Source organism: Virgisporangium aurantiacum (genome assembly GCF_016863635.1).
Lineage (GTDB): Bacteria > Actinomycetota > Actinomycetes > Mycobacteriales > Micromonosporaceae > Virgisporangium > Virgisporangium aurantiacum.
The window spans coordinates 1-21,330 of sequence record NZ_BOPG01000023.1 but is presented as its reverse complement, the minus strand read 5'-3'; the positions used below and the strand labels follow the sequence as shown (position 1 = coordinate 21,330).

The 21,330-nt window shown below is 72.6% G+C and carries 19 protein-coding genes and 1 pseudogene; 16 read left to right on the top strand and 4 right to left on the bottom strand.

Annotated features, from left to right (window positions below; translation table 11 throughout):
- Window positions 1-23 precede the first annotated feature (23 nt).
- From Vau01_RS17330 to Vau01_RS17315, 4 genes are all read left to right on the top strand, one after another.
- A complete protein-coding gene (locus tag Vau01_RS17330) occupies window positions 24-1,049 on the top strand; it encodes an alpha/beta hydrolase (RefSeq protein WP_239151658.1) in 1,026 nt (341 codons plus the stop codon).
- Window positions 1,050-1,057: 8 nt separating this feature from the next.
- Window positions 1,058-1,798, top strand: coding sequence for an esterase family protein (locus tag Vau01_RS17325; protein WP_203993538.1), 741 nt, complete (start codon window positions 1,058-1,060; stop codon window positions 1,796-1,798).
- Window positions 1,799-1,811: 13 nt separating this feature from the next.
- The gene (locus Vau01_RS17320; protein WP_203993535.1) at window positions 1,812-3,053 is read left to right on the top strand and encodes an ATP-grasp domain-containing protein; all 1,242 of its coding nucleotides are present in this window, start codon (window positions 1,812-1,814) and stop codon (window positions 3,051-3,053) included.
- Between the two features lie 110 nt (window positions 3,054-3,163).
- On the top strand, window positions 3,164-3,679 hold the full coding sequence (locus Vau01_RS17315; protein WP_203993533.1) for a hypothetical protein: 516 nt from the start codon (window positions 3,164-3,166) through the stop codon (window positions 3,677-3,679).
- A 53-nt stretch (window positions 3,680-3,732) separates the two neighbouring features.
- Here the strand turns inward: Vau01_RS17315 and eccCa are convergent, their stop codons facing one another.
- On the bottom strand, window positions 3,733-7,671 hold the full coding sequence (gene eccCa, locus Vau01_RS17310) for a type VII secretion protein EccCa (RefSeq protein ID WP_203993531.1): 3,939 nt from the start codon (window positions 7,669-7,671) through the stop codon (window positions 3,733-3,735).
- A gap of 123 nt (window positions 7,672-7,794) precedes the next feature.
- Here eccCa and eccD point away from each other — a divergent pair, with 123 nt between their 5' ends.
- Window positions 7,795-9,120, top strand: a complete 1,326-nt coding sequence (eccD, locus tag Vau01_RS17305; RefSeq protein ID WP_203993529.1) for a type VII secretion integral membrane protein EccD — start codon at window positions 7,795-7,797, stop codon at window positions 9,118-9,120.
- A 14-nt stretch (window positions 9,121-9,134) separates the two neighbouring features.
- Window positions 9,135-10,550 (top strand): type VII secretion protein EccB, encoded by a 1,416-nt coding sequence (gene eccB / locus Vau01_RS17300; RefSeq protein WP_203993527.1) that lies wholly within the window; start codon window positions 9,135-9,137, stop codon window positions 10,548-10,550.
- 6 nt (window positions 10,551-10,556) lie between these two features.
- On the opposite strand, the gene mycP is transcribed toward eccB, so the two are convergent.
- A complete protein-coding gene (mycP, locus tag Vau01_RS17295) occupies window positions 10,557-11,759 on the bottom strand; it encodes a type VII secretion-associated serine protease mycosin (RefSeq protein WP_239151657.1) in 1,203 nt (400 codons plus the stop codon).
- Between the two features lie 77 nt (window positions 11,760-11,836).
- Between mycP and Vau01_RS17290 the strand changes: the two genes are divergently transcribed.
- Both Vau01_RS17290 and Vau01_RS17285 read left to right on the top strand, forming a co-directional pair.
- A complete protein-coding gene (locus tag Vau01_RS17290; RefSeq protein WP_203994164.1) occupies window positions 11,837-12,247 on the top strand; it encodes a hypothetical protein in 411 nt (136 codons plus the stop codon).
- Window positions 12,248-13,765: 1,518 nt separating this feature from the next.
- Complete coding sequence (locus tag Vau01_RS17285) at window positions 13,766-13,975, top strand: hypothetical protein (protein ID WP_203993523.1); 210 nt, start codon at window positions 13,766-13,768, stop codon at window positions 13,973-13,975.
- Between the two features lie 77 nt (window positions 13,976-14,052).
- Here the strand turns inward: Vau01_RS17285 and Vau01_RS17280 are convergent, their stop codons facing one another.
- On the bottom strand, window positions 14,053-14,424 hold the full coding sequence (locus Vau01_RS17280; protein WP_203993521.1) for a hypothetical protein: 372 nt from the start codon (window positions 14,422-14,424) through the stop codon (window positions 14,053-14,055).
- A gap of 217 nt (window positions 14,425-14,641) precedes the next feature.
- Here Vau01_RS17280 and Vau01_RS17275 point away from each other — a divergent pair, with 217 nt between their 5' ends.
- Complete coding sequence (locus Vau01_RS17275; RefSeq protein WP_203993518.1) at window positions 14,642-14,995, top strand: WXG100 family type VII secretion target; 354 nt, start codon at window positions 14,642-14,644, stop codon at window positions 14,993-14,995.
- Window positions 14,995-15,300, top strand: coding sequence for a WXG100 family type VII secretion target (locus Vau01_RS17270; protein WP_203993514.1), 306 nt, complete (start codon window positions 14,995-14,997; stop codon window positions 15,298-15,300). The genes Vau01_RS17275 and Vau01_RS17270 overlap by 1 nt, the downstream gene beginning before the upstream one ends.
- A 112-nt stretch (window positions 15,301-15,412) precedes the next feature.
- Here the strand turns inward: Vau01_RS17270 and Vau01_RS17265 are convergent, their stop codons facing one another.
- Complete coding sequence (locus Vau01_RS17265) at window positions 15,413-16,516, bottom strand: hypothetical protein (protein ID WP_203993511.1); 1,104 nt, start codon at window positions 16,514-16,516, stop codon at window positions 15,413-15,415.
- Window positions 16,517-16,664: 148 nt separating this feature from the next.
- Between Vau01_RS17265 and Vau01_RS17260 the strand changes: the two genes are divergently transcribed.
- The 6 genes and pseudogenes from Vau01_RS17260 to Vau01_RS17235 all read left to right on the top strand — a co-directional run.
- Window positions 16,665-17,339: a response regulator transcription factor gene (locus tag Vau01_RS17260; protein ID WP_203993508.1), complete on the top strand. Its 675-nt coding sequence runs from the start codon at window positions 16,665-16,667 to the stop codon at window positions 17,337-17,339.
- Window positions 17,340-18,797, top strand: coding sequence for a sensor histidine kinase (locus tag Vau01_RS17255; protein WP_203993505.1), 1,458 nt, complete (start codon window positions 17,340-17,342; stop codon window positions 18,795-18,797).
- Window positions 18,794-19,759: a TAXI family TRAP transporter solute-binding subunit gene (locus Vau01_RS17250; protein WP_203993503.1), complete on the top strand. Its 966-nt coding sequence runs from the start codon at window positions 18,794-18,796 to the stop codon at window positions 19,757-19,759. The genes Vau01_RS17255 and Vau01_RS17250 overlap by 4 nt, the downstream gene beginning before the upstream one ends.
- Window positions 19,756-20,391, top strand: a complete 636-nt coding sequence (locus Vau01_RS17245) for a hypothetical protein (protein WP_203993500.1) — start codon at window positions 19,756-19,758, stop codon at window positions 20,389-20,391. Before Vau01_RS17250 ends, Vau01_RS17245 begins: the two co-directional genes overlap by 4 nt.
- A gap of 51 nt (window positions 20,392-20,442) precedes the next feature.
- Window positions 20,443-21,117, top strand: a complete 675-nt coding sequence (locus tag Vau01_RS17240; protein WP_203993498.1) for a uracil-DNA glycosylase — start codon at window positions 20,443-20,445, stop codon at window positions 21,115-21,117.
- Window positions 21,117-21,330: pseudogene (locus Vau01_RS17235) on the top strand (hypothetical protein); the annotation flags it as partial. The gene Vau01_RS17240 and the pseudogene Vau01_RS17235, both read left to right, overlap by 1 nt.

Genomic DNA, 21,330 nt, shown 5'->3' with positions numbered 1-21,330 from the left:
AGTCGTCAATAACGCCCATCCGCGTGGCTGAGTGCCGCGACGGCGTTCTCGCGTTCCGGTACCCCGATCCCGAGAGGCGGCTGGCCGGCGTCCGGCTCCAGCAGGCGGTCGGCATCCCCGGTCATCTGCTCGACTTCGCTGTCGACGACGGGCATTGGACGCTCACCGTGCCCCGCCCGCCGGTGGCCCGGCTGGAGTACCAGTTCGAACTGCGCCACCCCGACGGCGCCACCGAGTGGGTGTGCGACCCGGCCAACCCGCGCCGCTCGCCCGGCGCGTTCGGCGACAAGTCGGAGCTGGTCTGCGCGGGGTACGTCACGCCGCCGTGGCTCACGTGGGACGGTCCGGAGGAGTCGACGCAGGACTTCACGGTCGTCGCGCCCGAGCTCAACGCCGCGATCGGCGTTCACGTCTGGTCGCCGGCGACCCGCACCGACCGGGTGGTCGTCGCCCACGACGGCCCCGAGTTCGACCGGTTCGCCTCGCTCACCCAGTACTGCGCGGCGATGGTCCGGGCCGGGCGGGTCGCGCCGTTCCACCTGGTGCTGCTGTCGCCCGGCGACCGCAACGAGTGGTACTCCGCCAACCCCCGCTACGCCCGGGCGCTGGTCACGAACGTGCTGCCGCGGGTGCGGGCCGAGCTCGGCACCGACGCTCCGGTCGTTGGCATGGGCGCGTCGCTGGGCGCGCTGGCGATGCTGCACGCGCAGCGGCGTCACCCCGCTTTTTTCGCGGGTTTGTTCCTGCAGTCGGGCAGTTTCTTCCGGCCGAACTACGACGGCCACGAGTCCGGTTTCCAGCGGTATCTTCGCCTGGTGAGGTTCGTCGGGCGGGTGGTCCGGGCCACGGCGGGCGTCGCGGTTCCGGTCGCAATTACCTGTGGACGCGCTGAGGAGAACCGCCACAACAACCGCGAGATGGCGCACGCGTTGCGGTCGCAGGGGTATCCGGTGACGATCGCCGAGGTGCCCGACGCGCACAACTTCACCGCCTGGCGGGACGCCCTGGATCCGCACCTGACCGATCTGCTACGCCGTGTGTGGGGGTGATCCTTATCGTGCGCCAGCATGTTGTTGAACTGCCGTCGCCGTCGACGGGTGGGGCCGGGACCGTGGTGCGGTACGGGCATTGGGGACGGCCGGTGCTGGTGTTCCCGTCCGAGCAGGGACGGGCGTGGGACTTCGCCAACAACGGGATGGTCAACGCGGTCGCCTCGTTGATCGACGCGGGCCGGGTCAAGCTGTACTGCGTCGACTCGCACGACGGGGCGAGCTGGTCGGCCGCCGACCGGCCGATGGAGGACCGGGCGGCGGAGCACACGAAGTACGAGGAGTGGATCACCGAGGCGGTGGTGCCGTTCATCCGGGCCGACACCGGCTCCGGCGAGATCCTCACCACCGGCGCCTCGATGGGCGCGTTCCACGCGTTGAACTTCGCGTTCAAGCGGGCCGACCTGTTCCCGGTGGCGATCTGCCTCTCCGGCAACTACGACCCGGGTGCGTGGCGGGGCTGGGGCGACCGCGGCGACGGCACCTACTTCAACAGCCCGCTCGACTACGTGGCCCATCTCCACGGCGACCATCTCGACTGGCTGCGGTCACGGTTGTCGATCCTGCTGGTGTGCGGGCAGGGTCAGTGGGAGGACACCACCGGGTCGCTGGAGTCGACGAAGAAGATGGCGGAACTTCTCCGCGACAAGGAGATCCGGTACGAGCTCGACCTGTGGGGGTACGACGTTCCGCACGACTGGCCATCGTGGCGGGCACAGCTCGCGCACCACCTACCCCGGTTTTGCTAATGAGGAGGCAGCCATGGGCGAGAAGGAACACATCATCGGGCTGCTGCTGGGCACCGAGGAGGACTGGCCGCGCGCGTTCGAGACGCTCGTCCGCCGGCTCGGCGTGATCGCCGACGACTCCGGCGACACCCACCGGCTGACCACGCGGCGCGTCACCATCGAGCCGTTCGACCTGCGCTACAAGCCGCGGCACTCGCTGGTCATCGACCGCCTGGCCTACTGGTACTACCACCCGCGCGAGTGGCTGAAGAAGGCCGCGCTCATGGACGACGTGTACCTGCTGAACAGCCCGTTCACGTTCCAGTCGATGGAGAAGCACGCCGCCTACTGCGCGATGATGCGGCTGGGGCTGAAGGTGCCCGACACCGTGCTCGTCCCGTTCAAGAACCCGCCGGACAACGCCCGGTACGCCTACACCGCCACCCGCTACAACCAGCCGTTCGACCTCGACGAGGTCGCCGATTCGCTCGGCTACCCCCTGTTCATGAAGCCGTACGACGGCGGCGCGTGGGTCGGCGTCTCCAAGATCCGCGACTCGGCCGAGCTGCACGCCGCCTACGACACGTCGGGCGAGCGGCTCATGCACCTGCAGCAGGCCGTGGAGGGCTACGACGTCTTCGCCCGGTCGCTGACCATCGGTCCGGAGACGATGGTGATGCGGTTCCGGCCCGAACTGCCGATGCACGACCGGTACGCGGTCGACCACGACTTTCTGACCCCCGACGCCGGCGACGAGGTCGTCACCATCTCCCGCCTGGTGAACGCGTTCTTCCGGTGGGAGTTCAACTCGTGCGAGTCGCTGGTCAGCGGCACCGAGGTGCACCCCATCGACTACGCCAACGCCTGCCCCGACGTCTCGCTCACGTCGCTGCACTACTACTTCCCGTGGGCGATGACGGCCCTGCTGCGGTGGAGCGCCTTCTGCGTGGTCACCAACCGCCAACCACGGCTGGACACCGACACCCGCCGCTACTTCGACATCGGCGACGATCCCGACCTGTCCTACGACGACAAGCTGGCCGGCTACCGCAAGCTGGCCGACGAGTACTTCGAGACCGAGCGGTACACCGAGTTCTGCGCCACCCGCCTCGCCCACGTCGACGAGATGGTGCACGAATGGGTGAGCTCGCCCGCGTTCGACGAGCTGCTGCTGGAGACCGTGCGGGCCTCGTTCCCGCCGCACGAGCACGACCGGTTCGTCGCGCACTTCCGCGGTCTGCTCGCGTCCTGGGTCCACGACAACGCCGGATCATGATCGCCCCAGTGGCACGAACCGGGGATGAGCTGTCGGGTTGCCGCCCATAGTGTGGTTCCTGCAGGCGCAACCAGGACAGAATGCGTTCCACTTTCACTGGAGGACATGACATGAGCGAGTACGAGGACCCGAACGCCGGCGGCGAAGAATACGGCCACGACGCCCCCACCTACGAGGAGCCGCACGACGACCACACGATCGTCGCGCAGTTCACCGACGGGTCGCAGCTGGGTGTCTCCGACACCGACCACGACGGCTACGCCGACATCGCGGCCACCGACGCCGACGGCGACGGCCGCGCCGAGGTCGTCTACACCGACGAGCACGGCGGCCCGGCCCTCGACACCGCCTACGTCGACGCCAACGAAGACGGCCACCCCGACCGCGTCTACGCCGACACCAACGAGGACGGCCGCGTCGACGCTGTCGCCGCCGACACCGACCACGACGGCGAGCTCGACCTGGCCGCGTTCGACCGCAACTTCGACGGCCGCGTCGACCAGGTTCAGGTGGACCCGGACGAGGACGGCAACATCGACCGCACGGTGACCGACACCGACTACGACGGCGTGGCCGACACCGTCCACTACGGCGACAACGACACCAACCCCTACGCCCGCAACTGATCCTCCAGCCGATGTGACCGGCTCCCCTCCCCGGGGGCCGGTCACATTCGCGTTTACGGGCGGTTGGCGAGCTGGATGAGCCTCGGCCCGGCGCGGCGGGTCACCAGCCAGGCGCGACCCGGCGGTAGCGGGCTGCCCTTCACCGTGCCGAGGAGGGCGCCCTCGTCGCGGTTGCCGGACATCATCAGGCCCGGCGTGTTCAGCTCCTTCAGCCGCTGCATCAGCTGCTCGAACATGGCGCGACTCGCGCCGCCGCTGCGGCGGGCCACCACCAGGTGCAGGCCCACGTCGCGGGCGAGCGGGAGGAACTCGGCCAGCGGCGCCAGCGGGTTCGGGGTGGCCGCGGTGACCAGGTCGTAGTCGTCGACGAGCACGAACACCTCGGGGCCGGTCCACCAACTGCGGTCTTTCAGCTGCTCGGGCGTCACGTCGGGGCCGGGGACCCGGGCCCGCATCGCCTTGGCCACCTCGCGCGCGATCGCGGCCGTGCTGTCGGCCGACGAGCCGTATCCGGCCCGGTGGGTCTCCGGGACGACGCCGAGCAGGCTGCGCCGATGGTCGACGACGACGATCCTCGCCTCGGCGGGGGAGTAGCGGTCGATCAGGCGGTGGGCGAGGTCGCGCAGGAACGTCGACTTGCCGCACTCGGCGTCGCCGAAGACGAGGAAGTGGGCGTCGGCGGTGAAGTCGACGTGCACCGGCCGCAGGTCGACCTCGGCGATCCCGATCGGCACGCCGGCACCGTTGGCGGACGGCAGCATGTCGTGCGGCACCTGCCGGGGCAGCAGCCGGACCCGCGGCGCGAGCGGGCCGTCCCACGCCGTGCGGATGTCGGCCACCGTTTTCACGAGCGACTCCGTGCCGTCAGCGGCGGAACTGCTCTCGAATCTCGGCAACGCGGCCAGGAAGTGCGCGGCGTCGGCGGTCAGCCCGCGCCCGGGCGCGTTCTCCGGGACGTTGACCGCGACCCGTCGGTTGATCATCGAGTCGGTCGGATCGCCCAGCCGCAGCTCCAGCTTGGTGCCGAACACGTCGCGGACGGTGTGCCGCACGTCCATCCACCGCCCGGCCGTCGCCACCACGTGGATGCCGAACGTCAGCCCGCGGTTGGCCAGGTCGACGATCGCCGCCTCCTGGTCTTCGAACTCGGCGCGGATCGTGCTCCACCCGTCGACGACCAGGAACACGTCGCCGTGCGGGTCGTCGGCGAACCGGCCCTCCGCCCGCTGCCGCCGGTAGGTGGCCACCGAGTCGACGCCGGCGGCCGCGAACGCCTCCTCGCGCCGGCGCAGCAGGGCGGCGAGCTCGGCGACGGTGCGTCGCACGTGGCCCGGGTCGCGGCGGGTCGCCACCCCACCGACGTGCGGCAGGTCGCGCAGCAACGTCAGCGCGCCGACGCCGAAGTCGAGACAGTAGAACTGTGCCTCGCGGGCGGTGTGCGTCACCGCGAACGACAGGACCAGCGTGCGCAGCAGCGTGCTCTTGCCGCTCTGCGGCCCACCGACGATCAGCACGTGCCCCGCCGCGCCGGACAGGTCGAGCAGCAGCAGGTCGCGGCGCTGCTCCACCGGCTTGTCGACGATGCCGACCGGAGCGGTGAGCCGGCCGCGCACCTCGGCGTTGCCGACGGTGATGCCGCGCTCCGGCTCGCGGACCAGCTGCGGCAGCAGGTCGTCGAGACCGGGCGACTCGCGCAGCGGCGGCAACCATACCCGGTGCGCCGGCGCCCCGCGGCCGCGCAGCCGGCCGACGAGGACGTCGAGCAGGGTCTCGTCGCCCGGGTCGGGCTCGATGACGTCCGGCACCGGCGCGGTCGGTGGGGCGACCTCCGGCTGGAACGCCGTCGTGTAGTCGAACAGCTGCGGCGTCGCCGGACCCACCAACCGGGGCGGCGCGCCCGGCGGCCGGTGCACCCCCGACACGTACGCGGCCTTGAACCGCACCATCGGCTCCGTGCCGAACTTCAGGTAGCCGTGCCCGGGGGACCGGGGCAGGTGATAGGCGTCGGGCACGCCGAGCACCGCCCGGCTCTCCACGCCGGAGAACGTGCGCAGCCCGATCCGGTACGACAGCTGCGAATCGAGACCGCGCAGCCGGCCCTCCTCCAGCCGCTGGCTGGCCAGCAGCAGGTGCACACCCATCGACCGGCCGAGCCGACCGATCTGCACGAACATCTCGATGAAGTCGGGCTTGGCGGTGAGCAGCTCGGAGAACTCGTCGCAGACGATCATCAGGCTGGGTAGCGGCGCCAGCGGCGCACCCGCGACCCGGGCCCGCTCGTACGCGTGCAGCGACGCGAAGTTGCCGGAACCGCGCAGCATCTCCTGCCGGCGGATCAGTTCACCGGTGATCGCGTCCTTCATCCGGTCGACCAGGGGCAGCTCGTCGGCGAGGTTGGTGATCACCGCGCTGGTGTGCGGCAGCCGGTCGAGGGTGGCGAACGTGGCGCCGCCCTTGAAGTCGACGAGCACGAAGTTCAGCGTGGCCGGGTCGTGGGTGGCCGCGAGCGCCAGCACCAGCGTGCGCAGCAGCTCCGACTTACCCGATCCGGTGGCGCCGATGACCAGCCCGTGCGGGCCCATGCCGTCTTGCGCGGACTCCTTGAGGTCGAGCTCGACCGGTGACCCGTCGGGGTCGACGCCGATCGGCACGCGCAGCCGCGCCCGCGCCGGCCGGCCGACCCACGCGGCCATCGGGTCGAACGTGCGCGGGTCGCCCATTCCGAGCAGGTCGGCGAGCTCCAGGTTGCCGCCCAGCGGCTGGCTCTCGGTTTCCGCCGCGACCGACAGGCGCAGCGGCGCCAGCTGGGTCGCGACGGCCTCCGCCTCGGCCGCGTGCAGGGCGTCGGCGGTGCCGATCACGGTGGTGCCGTCGTAGGTGGTGCTGGTGAGGGTGCCGTCGGCGCCGACGTCGAGGACGAGGCGGGCCGGGTCGAGGACCCGCGGCGGCGGGCCGTCGAGGTCGATCACGGTGACGCCGTGGATGCCGCCGTCGGCGAGCAGGTGCTCGGAACCGGCGCGCTCACCGCCGTCCAATACCACCACCACGTGCGGGCCCGGCGGCCGCGCCTGGGCCTGGGTGACCGCGAACCGGGGCCGGTTGGCCACCACGTCGTCGAGGAGCGCCTCGAGCTCGACGACCGACGGCGCGTGCAGCCGCACCGGGCCGATCGCGTCGGTTCTGATGGGGTGCAGGCCGTGCGGCAGCCACTTGACGAAGTCCCAGTCTTCGCGCCGGCCGGGGCCGGCGCACACGGCCACCAGCAGGTCGTCGGGCGCGTGGAAGAGCACGAGGTGGGCGAGGACGGCCCGGCACAGCCCCCGCGCCGCACCGCGGAGATACACGGTGGCGAAACCGTCGACGGCCATCACCAGCGGCAGGCCGGGCAGCACGGCGTAGGTGGTGATGAACCGGCGCAGCGCCAACGCGCACATCGGTTCGAGGTCTTCGAGCGGCTTGCTGGCCGGCGGCAGGATCGGGGTGGCCAGTTCCTGCGCGCCGAGGCCGATGCGCACCTGCAGGAAATCGGCGTCGGCCGGCCGCCTTTCCCACAACCGGGAACTGGCCGCGATACTCCACAGCGAGGCGGGGTCGGGGTTGCGGTAGAAAGCGGCGGTGCGCTGCCGCGTGATGATTTTCCGGACGCGGGTGCGCTGCTGCCCGAGGTGACGCAGATAGGCGCGGCGCATGCGCATCATCTCGCGTTTGTTCGGCCCGCCCGACTGCTGCCCGAGACTGACCGCGAGCATGCCGATCGCCGACATGCCGAACAGACCGCCGGTGACCCAGCCGAGCGCGCCGCCACCGCCGAATCGGCTGTACATCAACGCCATCGCGGCCGCACCGGTGAGCATCGGCAACGCCATCAGCATGCCGGCCCAGCCGCGGCCGCTGGGCTGTGGAAGCTCGGGTGGCGAGTCGAGAACGATGTCGCCGGACGGGTATTCCGGTTCCGGCCGACGGGTCGGCCGGCGAACAACGACTGTGCTCATCGGGCCTCCCTTTTGCATAAGCTTTACGTTCGCTCCGGACCGGGCGTGTGACGATTCTTGCGTCGCCTCACGGAAGTTCGCCAGCGAGTTAGTGGTGATTTAACAATGCTTACGCGCCTCGTTGTGCATGCGCCGGGGCGCCGCCTCGATGTCGCGTTCCCCGCGCACGTGCCCGTGGTGAGCGTGCTGCCGGTCCTGCTGCGGCGGGCCGGCGACGACCTCGCCGACGGCGGCCTGAACCACGACGGCTGGGTGCTGCGCCGCGGTGACGGTGCGGTGCTCGACCCGTCGGCCACGTTCGCCGGGCAACAGGTGCGCGACGGCGAGGCGTTGTTCCTCGTCCCGCGGCGGCTCGACTGGCCGGAGGCCGATTACGACGACATCGTCGACGCGATCGCCGAGGGCGCGCAGCGGCGCGGGCGCCGCTGGTCGGGTACCGACACCCGCGTCGCCGGCCTGGCCGCCGCGGGGATCGCGTTGGCGTCGGCGCTGGCCGAGTTGTTACGCGACGGGCCGCCCTGGGGAACCGTCGCCGTGGTGGCCGGCGTCGTGGCGGTGGTGCTCCTCGGCGCCGGTGCCGTGCTCGCCCGCGCGGTGGCCGACGCGGCAACCGGCGCGGTGGTGGCGGCGTTCGGGCTGCCGTTCGCGTTCGTCGCCGGCCTGGTGGTGCTGGCCGAGGAGGCGCTCGGCCGGCTCGGCGCGCCGCACGTGCTGCTCGGGTCGGCGCTGGCGGCCGGCGCGGCGGTGCTCGGGTACGCGGCCACCGCGGCGTACGGCCGGGTGTTCGTCGCCGGCGCTTCCGCCGGTGCGAGCGGGGTCGCCGGCGGGCTGGTCGCGCTGTTCCCGCTCGGCGCGGTCGAGGTGGCCGCGCTCCTGGCCGGCGTGCTGCTGCTGGCGAGCCCGATGCTGCCGGCCCTCGCGGTGCGGCTGGGCCGGATCCCGCTGCCCGAACTGCCCCGCACGCCGGACGACCTGGTCGCCGACCGTCCCCTGCCCGACCGGCGCACGGTCACCGCCGCCACCGTGCGGGCCGACGAGGCGCTCACCGGGCTGCTGCTGGGCACCACCGGCGTCACCGCGGCCTGCCTGGTGATCCTGGCCGTCACCCGGGACCTGTCGGCGGTGCTGCTCGCCGGCGCCGTCTCGGTGTCGCTGCTGCTGCGTGGTCGCTTCTACGTGGGGCTGCGGCACCGGGTGCCGTTGCTGGTCGCCGGAACCGTCGGGCTGGTGGCGGTCGGCGAGTTCGCGCTCGAGCGGCCCGCGCTGCCGGCCTACCTGGCGATCGCCGCGGTCGGCGTGGCGGCCGGCCTCGCCTACAGCCGGCGGCCGGTGTCACCCCGGCTCGGCCGCCTCGCCGACGTGTTCGACGTGCTGCTCACCCTCGCCGTGGTGCCGCTCGCGTGTGCGGTGCTCGGGCTGTTCGGTGTGATGCGCGGGTTCTTCGGCTGACTTCGGAGGAGTCGATGCAGTCCAGGCGTGACCAGATCCACTCGTACCAGTTCTTCCTGCACCGGGTCATCTCCGGGTTGATCGCGCGCCAGGGCGACCCGGCCGAGTTGCCGTTCCGCCGGCTCGGCGGCGCGGCCCTCGGCAGCTTCATGGTGGCCGCGCTGATGCTGGCGGCGGTGGGCGTCTACGGGATCATCGCCGGCGGCGGTGCCACGTCGTGGAAGAAGGGTTCCTTCGTGATCCTGGTGAAGGACACCGGCGCCCGGTACGTCTACCGCGACGGGGTGCTGCACCCGGTCCTCAACTTCACCTCCGCCCGGCTGGTGCTCGGCCAGGCGGCCAAGACCAAGTCGGTCTCGGCGAAGTCGCTCAAGGGCGTGCCGCGCGGTCCGCAACTCGGCATCCCGGGCGCCCCCGACACGCTGCCCGCCCGAAAGGAACTGCTGTCGGGCGCCTGGACGCTGTGCACCGCAAGCGCGCCCGACGGCCGCGGCGGTCGGGCCGCCCGCACCACGCTCGTCGCCGGCACGGCACCCCGCACCGCCGGGCAGCCCGTCGACGGGGGTCTGCTCGTCACCGCCGACAACGTCGTCTTCCTGATCTGGAACAACCACCGCTTCCCGATCACCCAGGCCGCCACCGTGCGGGTGCTCGGCGCCGGGGTCGGCGACGCGCTGCCGGTCGCCGCGGCGTGGCTCGAGGTCCTGCCCGAGGGTCCGGCCCTCGACGAGGTGCGCGTCGAGCAGCCCGGCGCGGCCACCACCGCACTCCCCGCCCCGGTGCCGGCCTCGGTGCGCTCCGGCCAGGTGGTCGAGGCGCCACCCGGCACGTTCTACCTGGTCCGGCCCGACCGGCTGGTCCCGATCACGCCGCTGCAGAAGGAGATCGTGCTGGCGAGCGACGCCGCTCGAACCGCGTACCAGGGCGCGCCGCAAATGCCCGTCCGGCTGACCCCGGCCCAGGTGACCGGCGCGGGCGGCGCCCCCGCGTCGTCCGACGCCGGTGTGGCCGCCCCACCCCGCGAGCAACCCGACCTGGTCGACCTCCCGCCCGCCGACCGCGCCGACGGCGCCGTCTGCTCCACGTTCGCCCCGGGCGAGCACATCCCGGTCGTCCGGGTGGGCGCCCGTCCCCAGCCCGGCGGCATCGACACGGCCGGTCGCACCACCGCCGGCCGCAAGCTCGCCGACCGGGTCCTGGTCGCACCGGGCCGGGCCGCGCTGGTACGGGCCGAGCCGGCCCCCGGTGCCGAGGGCGGTTCGCTGCACCTGGTCACCGACCAGGGCTTCAGTTACCCGCTCGCCGCCCCGGGCGTCGCCCGCATGCTCGGCTATCCGGAGGCCGCCGCCGTGCGGTTGCCGTCGGCCCTGATCGCCCGCCTCCCGATGGGCCCGGCCCTCGACCCGGCGGCCGCCGCCCACCCGGTGTGACGTGACCTAACCTGCCCGGGGCACCTCGTAGAAGCGCTGCTCGATGTCGTCCGATGCGGGCGGCTCGGCGGGTGCCGGGCGTCGCCGGGCGCGCCACCCGCCGCGTCGGCCACGTCGGGCCACCGGCTCCGCCGCGATCAGCAGCACGGCCAGCACGGCCACGACCGCCACCGCGACGCCGGCCCGCGCGGCGTCCGCGCGCCAGCGGCGTTCGCGGGCGAGCGCGGCGCGATCGGTCGGTTTTTCGGTGACGGGCGCAGCGCCGGCCGGTGTGCCTTCGGCCGCCCGCTCGACCAGCGCCCGGTACGGGTTGACGACGCCGTATCCGTACTCGTGGACCGGGCCGGGTGCCGGATCCGCCGTGGCGATCAGCCGCCGCCGCACCTCGTCGACGGTCATTCCCCGCGCCAGCAACAGTGCCGCCGTCGCGCTGACGAACGGCGCGGCGAAACTGGTGCCGGACACCTGCCGGTGCCCGCCACCCACGGCCGCCGTGGTGACGGTCCCACCCGGTGCCACCAGGTCGACGAACGGCCCGACGTACGACTCGGGCAGGCGGCTGCCGTCCGCGTTGATCGCGCCGACGCCCACCACGTCGCGGTACGCCGCCGGGTAGGGCGTCGCGTCCGGTCGCCCGTCATCCTTGTGGTGGTTGCTGACGGCGGCCACCACCAGCACGTCGCGGCTCTGCGCGTACTCGACCGCGGCCCGGATGTCCGCGTGGTCGACCTCGAAGTAGATCGACACGTTGATCACCCGGGCCCCGTTGTCGGTCGCCCACCGCAGGGCCTCCGCCATGTCCGCGGCCGAGACCTCGCCCTCCCGCTCGGTCACCCCCGAGTCGGCGACGCGCACCGGCATGATCGTGGCATCCGGCGCCAGCCCTGCGAACCCGACGCCCTCCACCTTGGCCGCGGCGATGACGCTGGCCACCGCGGTCCCGTGCCCGTCACAGTCCCCGTCGCCTCCCGGCACGTTGGTCAACGCGTCGTACCCGGGCAGCACCCGCCCGGCCAACTGCCGATGCCGCCCGTCGACGCCCGTATCGATCACCGCGACGGGCACCCCACCCCGGCTCAACGGCCACACCCGCTCGGCCAGCAACAACTGCCGCTCCCACGGCAGCGCCGCGATGACCTCCGCGGCCTGCGGCGCCCGCGAACACACCGGCGCCGCACTGGCCGGCGAGCCCGTCCACCCGACCGGCACACACACCACGCCCAAGGCGACGACCACTATCCGGGCGAGTCGGCGCGCTCCCGCGCCGGGCACGTCAGGGGCCGATCGTGGGTGGGATCGCGGCCGGCGGCCGTTCGGGCGGAGCATCCAACGGATTCGGCGGCGGCAGCGCGACCGTCCACAGTGAACCGTCGTCCTCGACCCGCGCTCGCGGCGCACCGGTGACACCGGGCAACGCCGGCCGGGGCGCCGTGGGCGGGTCCGCGTACGACGGCGTCCGGGCGGAGGTCGCTCCCGCGCCCGGCAAGGTCAGCGCCGGGCGCCGCCCAGCCCCGCCGGTGGTCCCACCGGTGGCCCTGTTGGTGGTGGCCCTGCCGTTGGTGGTTCCGCCGTTGGTGGTCCCGCCGTTGGCGGTCCCGGTGGTGGTGGTCCCGGTGGTGGCCCTGCCGGGTCGCATGGCGGACGGCGCCGCCGCGACCGGGCCCGACGTTGGCCGCGTTGCCGGCGCCGGGTGCTGACCGGGCCGAGCGCCGGGCAGCGCCGGGCGGGGCCCCGTGCCCCGACCGCCGACCGGGTGGGCATCCGGTGCCGCCTGGGCTCCCGGCAAGGTGGGCCGCGGCCCGCCCGCGCCAGTTGCAGGTGGCCGTGCACCCGGGCCCGCCGTTGATGGCCGCGCACCCGGGCCCGCCGTGGGCTGGCGCGTACCCAGGCCAGCCGCGGGTGGCCGCGCCCCGGGCGTGCCGGTCTCGGGCGTGCCGGTCGCGGGTGGCCGCGCCCCCGGAGCGGCTGTGGGCGGGCGCGCGCCGGGGCCAGCAGCGGTGGGCTGCGTACCTCGGCCCGCGCCTCGCGGGTCAGGCGTCGGACGGGCACCGGGTGGGCGAGCACCCGGCCCGGCAGCCGGTGGGCGTGAGCCGGGAGCCGCGCCCGGACCTGCGCCCGGTGGCCGCGCACCAAAGCCGGCCGTCGACGGACGCGAGCCGGAACCGGCTGCGGGCGGGCGTGCACCCGGTCCGGCCGCGGGTGGCCGCGTTCCCGGCCCGGCCGCTGGCGGTCGTGCTCCCGGGGCGGCGCCCGGCGGCCGTGCACCCGGACCCGCGCCCGGGCCTGCGCCTGGTGGCCGTGGTGCGGCACCCGGTGGACGTGCGCCCGGCCCAGCACCCGGTGGGCGTGGTGCCGCACCCGGTGGACGTGCTCCCGGCCCGGCACCCGGTGGGCGTGGTGCCGCACCCGGTGGACGTGCTCCCGGCCCGGCACCCGGCGGCCGTGGGGCACCAGCCGGTGGGCGGGTGGCCGGGCCGGCACCCGGTGGGCGTGGGGCGGAGCCGGGCGGACGGGTGGGCGCGGGTGGCCTGGACGTCGGTGGCGCGGGTGGGAGACCGGGCGGAGGAGGGGCGGGCAGCGCGGGACCTGGCTGGGCCGGTGGCGGGCCGGGCGGTGCCGGAGGTGCGGGTGCCGGCGCGGGCGGGGGTGCGATACCAGCGGCCTCGCCACCGCCGCCACTGCCGGGGGCGCCGGGCAGCCCCGGGAAGCCGGGGGAGGCGGGACCGGGGGCACCCGGGGCGCTGGGGCCGATTGCGGTGCCGGAGTCACCCGATGCCAAAGGGGCGGCGGGGCCGAGGACCGGGATGGCTGCGCCCGGGCCGGACGAGCCACCGGATCCACCGTCGCCCGGGGAGCCGCCGGTTTGGGCGGTCAGCGGGCCGGCGAACGGTTCGCCCACGCGATAGCTGCTCTGTGCCTCGCTGTACGCGTTGGCCACCGGGCGCGTGATCGACATCGCGCGGTAGTGATAGGAGCGTTGGCTGTCTTCGTCGGCGTTGGCGAGGGCCGTGTTCCGCTGGTCTGGCGGGAGGCTTTGCATGATCGGCTGGTTGTAGACGGTGTTGACGACCGTCCTTCGCTGATCTTGGTACGTCAGGTACTCCTGGTACAAGGGTTCCATCTGCTCCTTGGCCGTCGACACCGCATCGGCGACGAGGCGCAGGCCGGCGGCGTTGTCGGCAGCGACGTGCCGCCAGTCGTTCACGGAGCGGAGGGTGGTGCTCATCTCGTGGAGGTACGCCTGCCCGGCGGGCGACTGCCACACGCTCTGCAGCACCATTCCGTCCTCGAAGACCAACTGGGTGACGGTGGACAGTGCGTCGGACGCGTGGCCCCACAACTCGGCCAGGGTCCGGATCCGGGCCGGATCCATGTGGAGCAGCCACTGGCGCATGGACTCGATGTTGGTGCCGTTGGGTGAGTAGAACCAGTTCGTCGAGTCGCCGCCGAAATTGGTGCCGTACGGCGGAATCAACATCGGAGCCTCCGCGGGTGATGAGGGTCAGGCGGGCTGCGGGCCGGTGGAATCGGACGGAAGGCGGGTCTCGACGTCCTCGACGGTGACCGCCGCGAGACTGTCGGCCTCCCCGTACGCCGCGGAGATCTCCTTAGCCGCGTTGCCGAGGGTCTCGAGGCCATTGACGACGTCGTTGAGGAACTGGACGAGACCTTCGTGTGCCCCGTCGTGCACGACCTGGAAGGTGGCGCCTTCGGCCATGCCGCCACCGGCGAAGTTCGTCCGGTTGTCGTTCATGGGGAACAGCACTCCGGACGCCTTGATCCTCATTCCGCCGGCCTCCCTGAGCAACCGTTCGCCCACACCGGCCAGGCTCGTAATGTCGACAGTGATCGGCGGCATCGGGGACTCGCTCATCTCGCCTCCGCAGGGACTGCACAGGATCGGCTGCCCCACCATAGGTCCGCACCGATGCCCGCGTCCGCTGACTTTGCAGTGAATTAGGATCCGCGGCCCGGCATGTAAAGCCTCGCCTAAAAGGCGGCGCGAAACCTGGCGGCCATCGCCCCGCGCACCGATCGTGGGCAGGACCAGAGTCGACGACCGCGAGCGTGGAGACGGAGGTGCATCGGCGATGGCGCAAGGCTTCAGCGCTGAGTCCGGTGATCTGAATCGGATCTCAACTGACTGTTCAACGGCGGCAGATACGCTGACCGCCGAGTTCACGGCGTTGCGCAACGAGCTCGAGCCCCTACGCGAACTGTGGGTGGGGCAGGGCGGCACAGCGTTCGACACGGTGCGCACCAACCTCGACGAACAACTCGGCAGGCTCAACCTCGCGCTGCGCGTGATCTCCGAGGCGTTGGGTTCGGCCGGCACCGACTACACCATCACCGACGAGGAACTCCAGTCGGAGATGCGTAACGCCGGTGCGTCCGTGGAGGCACTCGAAACCGCGGCCGCCCTCAATCCCGCCGGAGGCAACTGATGATCAAAGTCAACTTCGCCGCGCTGCAGAACGCCTCCGAGCGGATCACCTCGGCGGGGAACTTCATGAACACGGAACTGGCCGGCCTGCGCAGCACGGTCGCCGCCATCGCTCAACCGGGCGGTGCGGTGGAGGCGTGGTCCGGCGGTGCGCAGGCGGAGTACCAGCTGCGCCAGGCGGAATGGGACTCGGCGGCGGAGCAGCTGAACCTGATCCTCGCCGACCTGGCCGTCCGGGTCGACTCGGCGGCGCACACGTACTACAACGCCGAAATCATCAACGAGCAGAGGTTCCGGCGGGGCTAGAAACAGGGAAAGCGACGACAGGCCCGGCCACCCCGCACGGAGGCCGGGCCGGTCGCATCGCCGGTGACAGGAAGCCGGGACAGGAAAGCCGGGCCAGGAAAGCCGGGCATGATCACCAGGGACTCCCCGGCGTGTCCAGGACCTGGAGGATCTGGCGCGCGTCGATGCCGTCGGCCTCGGCGTACAGCAACGCCGCACCGCACAGGTCGTCGCCGTGGCGCATGAGTTCGTCGCGGGTGGCCAGCAGCACCTGGCTGGAGAACGTCTGGCGGAGCGTCCGGTAGTCGAACAGGGTGCGGGCGAACCACGGCCCGAACGCCGCCGGTTCGGTCACCGCGCCGAGATCGAGGCCGCGCCAGGCCTGCTCGTAGTGACCGGCGGCGCTGGTCAGGTCGACGTTGCCGGCGTGGTACAGCGCGGCGATCTCCACGACCACGTGGCTGCCCGGCCGGCTCTCGAACTCGTCGAGGTCGTCGCCGACGCCGCTGTCGGCGGGCAGCAGGTACGGCAGGTTCGCGTCGAGCCGCGCCTGTGCGGTGTCGAGCACGGCGCGGATCAGGTCCTCCTCGGCGTCGACGTGCTCGTCGAGCCGGGTGACCGCCCCGTCCATCGACGCGAGGACGTCGTGGAGGGCGTCGCCGTCGACCCGACCCGGCGTCGCGGGGCCGCCCAAAGAGACCGGATCGAAGAGGAGAGCGGCCCCACTCAACGGGTCCGCGGCGGAACCGGGCACGGTGAACTCGAACCCGCCCACAGCGTCGCCGAGGGCGGCGACGGTGGCCTGGCCGATGGCGAGCAGGGTCCGCTGGGCGGCGGCCATCACCGCACCGTAGGCGGCCAGGATCCGGCCGAGATCGCGCAGGGCGATCAACTGGCCGGCGACCGCCAACTCGTAACTGCCGATGAACGACCGGCGGAACGCCGCCGCGGCCGACCCGTGCCACTGCTCGACCACGGCCGAGACCCGTCCCACATCCGATCGAGCAGTTTCGATGTGGTCGCGGGCCAGGGCAGCCACGGCGTCGACGAGACCCTGCACGAGGTCCGCGTCGCCGTCGCCGTACGGGGACCAGCGGGCGAAGAGTGCGCTCACGTCCGTCCGAAATTCTCTTTCGACCTCGAACGGCACGGAGCCGCCGCGGTCGGAGACAAGCCGGTCATGGGCCGCGGCCGTGATCTCGGCGACGGCCGCGGCGAGTTCGTCCCGGAACGCCAACTGCCCTCCACTTGCTGGTGGAAGCCTTACGGTAGGGCGGGCGGCGCGGGGTGCACCGGGGCGCGCGCCGAAGTATTGACATGAATTTAGGACGCCGTGGGGCCGCTCAGGGTCGCCCGGCATGACGCGTTGTACCACCATGGTTCCCATGCGGATACTCCTCGTCGAGGACGATCACCGGTTCGCCCGCGCCCTCGGCGCGGCGCTCCTCCGGGCCGGGTACGCGGTCGACCATGCGCCCACCGCGCAGGCCGCGCTCGCCGCGGCCGAGGCCGATCTCGTGCTGCTCGATCTCGGCCTGCCCGATGCCGACGGCACCGAGGTCTGCCGCCAGCTGCGGGAGCGCAGCGACGTCGGCATCATCGTGCTCACGGCCCGTGGCGAGGAGCACGAACGGGTCTCCGGGCTGCGGTGCGGCGCCGACGACTACGTGGTCAAGCCGTTCGGGTTCCCCGAGTTGCAGGCGCGCATCGAGGCGGTGCTCCGGCGGGCGCGGCCGCGTCCGGGCGGCGTGCACGTGGTCGGCCGGCTGCGGATCGACCTCGATCAGTACCGCGCGTACGTCGACGGCGAACTGGTGACGTTGGCGCGAAAGGAGTTCCAGGTGCTGGCGATGCTCGCCGCGCAGCCCGAGGTGGCGGTGCGGAGGGAACGGCTCATGCAGGAGGTCTGGCACACGTCCTGGCGGGGCGTGTCGCGGACCCTCGACGTGCACATGACCACCCTGCGGTCCAAGCTAGGCGACGGCGTGCACATCGAGACGGTCCGCGGCGTCGGGTACCGCCTGGTGCCGGTGCACGTGGGCGCCCGCACGGAGGCATAGATGCTGCGGCGGCTGCGGATCGTCTACGTCGGGCTCACGGCGTCGGTGCTGGTCGGCCTGTGCGTGCCGTTGGCCGCCTCGTTCGCCGCCGCACAGGCGCAGATCGTGTACATCGACCGCTTCAACGACACGGCGTACTTCGCGTCGCTCGCCGAACCGGCCCTGCGCACCGACCGGGCCGAGGCGCTGCACCAGATACTCGACCAGCACTATCAGTTGTACGGCATCGCGGTCGCGGTCATCGGCCGCGACGGGAAGACGTTGTACGAGACCCGCGACGGCCTCGACCTGTCCGCGCGGGAGACCCGCGACAAGATCGACACGGCGCTCGCCGGCCGGTACCGCCTGCCCCAGGAGACCGTGTGGCCGTGGAACACCGACGACATCGTGGTGGTGGCGCCGATCAGCAGCGGCGGCCAGGTCAGCGGTGCGATCGTCACCGTGTCACCGTCGCTCGGCCTGCGGAGCAGCAGCGGCGCGCAGATCGCGGTGCTCGCGATCGTCAGCATCGCGTGCCTGCTGGTCGCGATCGCCGCCGCCGGGCCGTTGACCCGGTGGATGCTGCGCCCGGTCGAGAACCTCGCCGGCGCGGTGCACGCCCTCGGCGACGGCCGGTTCGGTGACCGGGTGCGGGTCGATTCGGGGCCGCCGGAACTTCGCCGGCTCGCCGAGTCGTTCAACCGCATGGCCGACCGCATCGCCACGCTCGTCGAACGCCAGCGCAGCTTCGTCTCCTACGCCAGCCACCAGTTGCGCACGCCGCTGGCGACCGTGCGGTTGTGCGTCGACAACATCCGGCCGGCCCTGCGCCCGCACGGAATCGACGACTACGAGCTGATGGCCGAGGAGATCGAGCGCATGGGCCGTGTCTGCGACGCGTTGCTCGCCTACGCGAGGGCCGAGGTGATGGACGACGCCGTCGAAGACGTCGACGCCGCGGTGATCGCCGACGAACGGGTCGGCGTGTGGCGGTCGCTCGCCGCGCAGTTCGGTGTGCGGTTGCAACGCGTCGGACCGTCGAGCGCACCGGCCCGGGCCGCCGCCGAGGCGCTCGACCAGTCGCTCGACGCGTTGCTGAGCAACGCGATCAAATTCGCGGGAGACGGCGCGGAGGTCATCGTCGCGGTGGAGTCCGATGTGGACGGTCGGGTGGCGGTGCACGTCGTCGACAACGGGCCCGGCATGCCGCCCGAGGATCTGGCCCGCGCGCGGGAACCGTTCTGGCGCCGGACCACCCACCAGAACATCGACGGTAGCGGGCTGGGTGTCACGATCGCCGACTCGCTCATCACCGCGTCCGGTGGCCGGCTCGATCTGATGACGGCTCAGCCGCACGGCGTCCACGCGAAGATCACCCTGCCCGCGGCCGAACCGGCGAGAGGGGCGCTGCGCGGTCCGCCCGCCGTCGCCGCGCCCGGGCGGCCGGGTCCACCGGTCTGGCCGGACGTGCCGGGATGAGACGCCGGTCGGCGCTCGCCGCCCTGCTGGCCGTGCCCGCCGGTGTCGCGACCGCCGGGTGTGACGACGACGATCCGGCACCGGTCCGGCGGCTGGTGATCGCCGGCGGGCCGCCCGACACCGCGTACTCCCGGCTGGGTGGCGTGCTCGTCGACGCCGCCCGGAAACGCTGGAAGATCCCGGCCGAACTGCTGCCGACAGACGGATCGGTCGACAACGTCCGCAGCCTGATGGACGGCGCCGCCGACCTCGCGTTCACCACCGTCGACGTGGCGGCCGCCGCCCAGCAGGGCGACCGGCCGTTCGGCGTCGCCCGACCGATCGCGGCCCTGGCCAGCCTCTACGACGACTACCTGCACATCGTGGTGCGCAAGGGCGAGGGCATCAACAGGCTCGACGACCTGGCCGGCCGGAAGGTGTCGACGGGGCCGTCGAACTCCGCCGTCGACATCCTCGCCGACCGCCTGCTCAAAGCCACCAAGTTCACCACCGACCTGCGCCCGGTCACCGCGGATCACCACCACGAGGCGTCGGTTGCCGCCGACCTGCTCGAGAAGCGTTCGATCGACGCCTTCTTCACGATCGGCGCGTTGCCCGACGATCTGGTGACGGGGCTCGACGCGCGGGTGCTGATCCAGCTGCTGCCGGTCGAGGACGAGACGACCACGCTGGCCGAGCGGGCGGGGGAGTACTTCGTGACCCGGTCGGTTCCGGCCAACACGTACGGCACCGCGCCCGAGGTGGTGACGCTCGGGGTGCGCACGATCCTCGTGGTGCGTCGCGCCGTCGCCGACGAGGTGGCCTACGGGTTCGTGCGGCTGCTGTACGACGCGCGCGGGGCGCTGCGGCGCGTCCACTCCGAGGCGAAACGGCTCGACGAGCGCTCCGGCCTCACGACGTACCCGATCGACCTGCACCCGGGCGTCACCCGTTACTACCGGGAGGCCAAACTGCTTGCATGACCCAGGTGTACCTCGAAATCGGAGCGAAACGCACGTTCGCGATGGCGCTCGACTGGCCCGGCTGGGGCCGGTCCGGCCGCACCGCCGAGGAGGCGTTGGAGGCCCTCGCCGAGTACGCCACCCGCTACGCGCCGGTGGCGAAGAAGGCCGGGTTGACCGTCGACGCCACCTTCGACGTGGTGGAGTCGTTGCCCGGCAACGCCACCACCGACTTCGGCGCGCCGGCGGCCTTCGCCACCGCGGATTCCGAGCCGGTGCCGGCCGCCGCCGCGAAGCGCACCGCCGCGCTGGTGGAAGCGTGCTGGGACACGCTGACCAGGGTCGCCGCCCGGTCGCCGGAGGAACTGCGTAAGGGACCGCGCGGCGGCGGGCGGGATCGCGACAAGATGCTCACGCACGTCGTCGAGTCCGAAGCTGCGTACGGCCGCAAGATCGGCGTGAAGCACAAGCCGCCGGCGCTCGACGACAAGGCCGCGATCAAGGCGATGCGGGCCGACCTCATCGCAGTGCTCGGTGCGCCGTCGGACGGGACGCCGCCGGTGCCGAACGGATGGCCGGTCGCGTACACGGCGCGCCGCATCGCCTGGCACGCGCTCGACCACGCGTGGGAGATGCAGGACCGTCGTTCCTAGGCCGGTATCCCCGGGGCGGAAAGTGTCGTACCCCTTGGCTACATTGCGTGCATGACCCTGGATCTGCTCGGCCTTCTGCCCGCCGGCTGGCGGGAGCGAATGGAGCCGCACCTCGACCCGGCCACGGTCGCGTCGCTCACGGCGTTCGTCTCCGCGGAGTACGAGAACGAAACCGTGTTCCCGCCGTTGGAAGACCTGTTCACCGCGTTCCGGCTGTGCCCGCTGGAGTCGACCCGGGTTCTCATCCTCGGGCAGGATCCGTACCACAAGCAGGGCCAGGCACACGGGCTCAGTTTCAGCGTGCGGCCCGGCGTGTCGGTGCCGCCGTCGCTGCGCAACATCTACAAGGAACTGCACGACGACCTCGGGGTCACGCCGCCGAAGAACGGCGACCTCACGGGCTGGGCCAGCCAGGGCGTCCTGATGCTCAACGCGGTGCTCACCGTGCGCGCCGGCAAGCCCGGCTCCCACGCGAACCAGGGTTGGGAGCACTTCACCGACGCGGCCATCAAGGCGCTCGACGACCTGCCGTACCCGGTCGTCTTCGTGCTGTGGGGCAGCTACGCCCGCAAGAAGAAGGTGCTGGTCACCAACCCCAAGCACGTCGTGCTGGAGGCCGGGCACCCCAGCCCGATGAACCCGAAGGGCTTCCTCGGCAGCCGCCCGTTCAGCGGCATCGCCAAGGCCCTTGCCGACGCCGGTCGCGGGCAGGTGAACTGGTCGTAATGCGAATCGCCTTCGCCGCCGACGACGAGAACGACACCACCCGCGCCGTCCTGGACCTGCTGGCCCGCCGCGGCGACGAGGTGGTGCCGCTCCCGCCGGCGGCGGAGGCGAGCACGGCGGCTGCGGCGGGCGAGGCAACGGCGGCGGGCGAGGCAACGGCGGCGGGCGAGGCAACGGCGGCGGGCGAGGCAACGGCGGCGGGCGAGGCAACGG

Bases quoted from the DNA above. Each gene is read 5' to 3' on its own strand.
- Vau01_RS17275 (WP_203993518.1), top strand. From the start codon at position 14,642: ATGGCGCAAGGCTTCAGCGCTGAGTCCGGTGATCTGAATCGGATCTCA.
- Vau01_RS17245 (WP_203993500.1), top strand. From the start codon at position 19,756: ATGACCCAGGTGTACCTCGAAATCGGAGCGAAACGCACGTTCGCGATG.
- Vau01_RS17260 (WP_203993508.1), top strand. From the start codon at position 16,665: ATGCGGATACTCCTCGTCGAGGACGATCACCGGTTCGCCCGCGCCCTC.
- Vau01_RS17270 (WP_203993514.1), top strand. From the start codon at position 14,995: ATGATCAAAGTCAACTTCGCCGCGCTGCAGAACGCCTCCGAGCGGATC.
- Vau01_RS17255 (WP_203993505.1), top strand. From the start codon at position 17,340: ATGCTGCGGCGGCTGCGGATCGTCTACGTCGGGCTCACGGCGTCGGTG.
- Vau01_RS17315 (WP_203993533.1), top strand. From the start codon at position 3,164: ATGAGCGAGTACGAGGACCCGAACGCCGGCGGCGAAGAATACGGCCAC.
- Vau01_RS17240 (WP_203993498.1), top strand. From the start codon at position 20,443: ATGACCCTGGATCTGCTCGGCCTTCTGCCCGCCGGCTGGCGGGAGCGA.
- Vau01_RS17280 (WP_203993521.1), bottom strand. From the start codon at position 14,424: ATGAGCGAGTCCCCGATGCCGCCGATCACTGTCGACATTACGAGCCTG.
- Vau01_RS17320 (WP_203993535.1), top strand. From the start codon at position 1,812: ATGGGCGAGAAGGAACACATCATCGGGCTGCTGCTGGGCACCGAGGAG.
- eccCa (WP_203993531.1), bottom strand. From the start codon at position 7,671: ATGAGCACAGTCGTTGTTCGCCGGCCGACCCGTCGGCCGGAACCGGAA.
- Vau01_RS17250 (WP_203993503.1), top strand. From the start codon at position 18,794: ATGAGACGCCGGTCGGCGCTCGCCGCCCTGCTGGCCGTGCCCGCCGGT.
- eccB (WP_203993527.1), top strand. From the start codon at position 9,135: ATGCAGTCCAGGCGTGACCAGATCCACTCGTACCAGTTCTTCCTGCAC.